The sequence below is a fragment of the Pseudomonas sp. UBA3153 genome, assembly GCF_002364635.1.
GTDB lineage: Bacteria > Pseudomonadota > Gammaproteobacteria > Pseudomonadales > Pseudomonadaceae > Pseudomonas_O > Pseudomonas_O kuykendallii.
Window position 1 is genome coordinate 1 of record NZ_DEYR01000051.1, and the last position, 3,326, is coordinate 3,326.

4 protein-coding genes and 1 pseudogene are annotated in these 3,326 nt (G+C 69.9%); 1 reads left to right on the plus strand and 4 read right to left on the minus strand.

Translation table 11 applies throughout. The annotated features are described in order from the left end of the window. A pseudogene (locus B2X67_RS13240) lies at positions 1 to 150 on the minus strand (short chain dehydrogenase); the annotation flags it as partial. 89 nt (positions 151 to 239) lie between these two features. Between B2X67_RS13240 and B2X67_RS13245 the strand changes: the two are divergent. After that, complete coding sequence (locus B2X67_RS13245; protein WP_286785773.1) at positions 240 to 1,517, plus strand: acetyl-CoA C-acetyltransferase; 1,278 nt, start codon at positions 240 to 242, stop codon at positions 1,515 to 1,517. Positions 1,518 to 1,721: 204 nt separating this feature from the next. Here the strand turns inward: B2X67_RS13245 and B2X67_RS13250 are convergent, their stop codons facing one another. The 3 genes from B2X67_RS13250 to B2X67_RS13260 all read right to left on the minus strand — a co-directional run. Continuing rightward, complete coding sequence (locus B2X67_RS13250; protein WP_286785774.1) at positions 1,722 to 2,429, minus strand: haloacid dehalogenase type II; 708 nt, start codon at positions 2,427 to 2,429, stop codon at positions 1,722 to 1,724. A 73-nt stretch (positions 2,430 to 2,502) separates the two neighbouring features. Beyond that, on the minus strand, positions 2,503 to 2,745 hold the full coding sequence (locus B2X67_RS13255) for a hypothetical protein (RefSeq protein ID WP_286785775.1): 243 nt from the start codon (positions 2,743 to 2,745) through the stop codon (positions 2,503 to 2,505). 45 nt (positions 2,746 to 2,790) lie between these two features. Next, positions 2,791 to 3,326: methylated-DNA--[protein]-cysteine S-methyltransferase (locus B2X67_RS13260; protein ID WP_286785776.1), on the minus strand; the 536-nt coding region annotated here is incomplete at its 5' end.

A 3,326-nucleotide genomic window follows, 5' to 3' on the forward strand; every position in this document is an offset into this window, starting at 1 on the left:
GCCATCGCCGCCGAGCAGCAGCGCGCCGTCCACCGGGCGCCCGCGCCCGGAACTCCAGCGTTCCAGCGGCACCGGCGAGGGCAGGCCGAGGGAGGCCACCAGCTTCTGCCCGAGAGCGGAATTGGCGAAGGTGAAATAACGGTCGCTCATGGAACGGACTCCTGCATTGAATCTCCAAAGTGGACCACGTCGCGCCGCCACTCGTTCGCGGTGGCGCGGCCTCAACCAGGAGCCTCGCCATGATTTCGTTGCGCCGGGTCGCCATCGTTGGCGGCAACCGCATTCCCTTCGCCCGATCCAACACCGCCTACGCCACCGCGAGCAATCAGGACATGCTCACCGCCGCGCTGGAGGGGCTGATCGAGCGCTACAACCTGCATGGCCTGCGCCTCGGCGAAGTCGCCGCCGGCGCGGTGCTCAAGCATTCGCGCGACTTCAACCTGACCCGCGAATGCGTGCTCGGCTCGCGCCTGGCGCCGGAAACCCCGGCCTACGAGATCCAGCAGGCCTGCGGCACCGGGTTGGAAGCGGTGATCCTGGTGGCCAACAAGATCGCCCTCGGGCAGATCGACAGCGGCATCGCCGGCGGCGTCGATACCACCTCGGACGCGCCCATCGGGGTCAACGAAGGGCTGCGCAAGATCCTCCTGCAGGCCAACCGCGGTAAATCCACGGCCGACAAGCTCATGCCGTTCATGCAGCTGCGCCCCGGCCATCTCAAGCCGGCGCTGCCGCGCAACGGCGAGCCGCGCACCGGGTTGTCGATGGGCGAGCACTGCGAGCTGATGGCGCAGGAGTGGGCGATTCCCCGCGCCGAGCAGGACCAACTGGCCTACGACAGCCATCACAAGCTCGCCGCCGCCTACGCCGAGGGCTGGCAGGACGACCTGCTGACGCCCTACCTGGGCCTGAACCGCGACCAGAACCTGCGCGCCGACATCAGCCTGGAGAAGATGGCGACGCTGAAACCGGTGTTCGAGAAGGGCCCGCGCGGCACCCTCACGGCGGCCAATTCGACGCCGCTCACCGACGGCGCCTCGCTGGTGCTGCTGGCCAGCGAGGACTGGGCCAGGGCGCGCGGCCTGCCGATCCTCGCCTACTTCAGGGACGGCGAGGCGGCGGCCGTGGATTTCGTCAAGGCCAGGGAAGGGCTGCTGATGGCGCCGGTCTACGCCGTGCCGCGGCTGCTGGCGCGCAATGGGCTGACGCTGCAGGACTTCGACTACTACGAGATTCACGAAGCCTTCGCCGCGCAGGTGCTCTGCACGCTGAAGGCCTGGGAAGACGCCGGCTACTGCCGCGACCGGCTTGGCCTGGAGGCGCCGCTGGGCGCCATCGACCGCGCGCGGCTGAACGTCAAGGGCAGCTCGCTGGCCGCCGGGCACCCGTTCGCCGCCACTGGCGGACGCATCGTCGCCAACCTGGCGAAGCTGCTCGCCGCGGCGCAAAGCGGGCGCGGGCTGATCTCCATCTGCGCGGCGGGCGGGCAGGGCGTTACGGCGATTCTGGAGCGTTGAAGCGGATGGTGCTCGGCGAGAGCTCGCCTGGTGGGTTACGGCGCCCGTGGCGATGTCGCGCGGCCGATGCATTGGGTGAGGCGCCTAACCCACCCTACGGGCCGGAGCGACTTTCGTAGGGTGGGTTAGCGGCGAGCACGCGATCGACAGATACGCCGCCAAACGCTCGCGCCGCGTAACCCACCGGACGGCGCTCGGCGTTTCCTACGCGGAATCGCCGCTGCGCAGGCGGATCGCCAGGTCGAGGATGTCCTTGGCGACGTAGTCCCAGTCGCCTTCGGCCTGCAGGTCGCGGGTCTGCCGCGGGCCGTACTCGTGGGGGCGTGGGATGAAGGCGGTCTTCAAGCCCAGCGCCTGGGCCGCGCTCAGGTCCGAGTTGTGCGCGGCGCAGAGCATGACGTCTTCGGGCGCCAGGCCGAGCAGCTCGCAGGCGCCGAGGTAGACCTCGCGGTCGGGCTTGTAGTGGCGAAACAGGTCGGCGCAGAACAGTACGTTCCACGGCAGCCCTGCATGCCGGGCGACGTCCAGCATCAGGCTGAGGTTGCCGTTGGTGAGGCTGCCGACGGTGTAGTGCCGGCGCAGCGCCGTGAGCCCGGCGACGCTGTCGGGCCAGGGCTCCAGCCGATGCCAGAAGCGGTTGATGCGCTGCCGCTGCGCCTCGTCGAAGGCCAGGGAGTGGGCTTCGAGCAACCGATCCAGGCTCTGCCGGTGCAGGTCGTCCAGCACCGTCCAGGGCAGCTCGCCGCGGCGCACGCGGTCCATCGAAGGCGCGTAGTGCCCGCGCCACTCATCGGCGAGGGTCTCGCCGGGAATCGCCTGGCCGGTTTCCCGCGCCAGCTCGGCGAACTGCGCGATCAGGCTGGAACGCCAGTCGACCACGGTGCCGAACACGTCGAAGACGATGGCTTTCATTGGCAATCTCCTCATTAGGTGGCGGGCGCCCTGCGCGCCCTGGGTTCGTAGGGGTGCGCGCGGCGCACTGGAACTACGCCTGTCTCGGCGTGACCCGGATGTCGCTGATGCCCAGCTCGGCGATGCGGCTGTATTCGCTGTCGCAGACCGGATCTTCCCAGGGCGCATCGGTGGTCACCTGGGGTTCGGCCTGGTGTTTCTGCATCAGCCGCAGGCGTACCTGGTCCAGGCTCGGCTCCTCGAATTCCTGCATGTCCAGGGACGCGTCCTGGCCGTTGATGCGGTAGCTGACGTGATAATGCTTGAGTGCGTGCATGGCGAGAATCCTGTGCGGGTTTGTCTTCCGACCACGCCGACGCGCTCAGTTTCCCTTGCGCTCGCGGGCATCGGCTTCGGCGGCGAGCAGCAGGGCCTTGCGCGGCACGCCCCAGCGGTAGCCGCCGAGCGCGCCGCTGGCGCCGACCACGCGGTGGCAGGGCACCAGCAAACCGAGCGGATTGCCGGCGCAGGCGCGGGCAATGGCGCGCGGGTGGCTGCCGAGCTGTTCGGCGAGTTCGCCGTAGCGGCGCGTCTGCCCCGAGGGAATCGCCTGCAGGGCCTGCCAGACGCGCTGCTGGAAGGCGCTACCGCGCAGGTCCAGCGGCAGATGCGCGGCGCGTGCCGGCTCGTCCAGCTGGCGCAGCGTCGCCGCCAGCCAGTCGCCGAGGCCCTTCGGGTCTTCTTCCAGTTCGGCGGCGGCGAAGCGCTGGCGCAGGTCGGCGAGCAGCGTTTCGCGGTCGTCGCCGAACAGCAGCGCGCAAACGCCCCGTGCGCTGGCGGCGAGCAACAGCAGGCCCAGCGGGCAGGCGGCGAAGGCATAGCGCAGGCGTTCGCCGGCGGCGCGCTGGCGGCGTTGCA

Coding starts and splice junctions, on each gene's coding strand:
- B2X67_RS13255 (WP_286785775.1), bottom strand. CDS start 2,745: ATGCACGCACTCAAGCATTATCACGTCAGCTACCGCATCAACGGCCAG.
- B2X67_RS13245 (WP_286785773.1), top strand. CDS start 240: ATGATTTCGTTGCGCCGGGTCGCCATCGTTGGCGGCAACCGCATTCCC.
- B2X67_RS13250 (WP_286785774.1), bottom strand. CDS start 2,429: ATGAAAGCCATCGTCTTCGACGTGTTCGGCACCGTGGTCGACTGGCGT.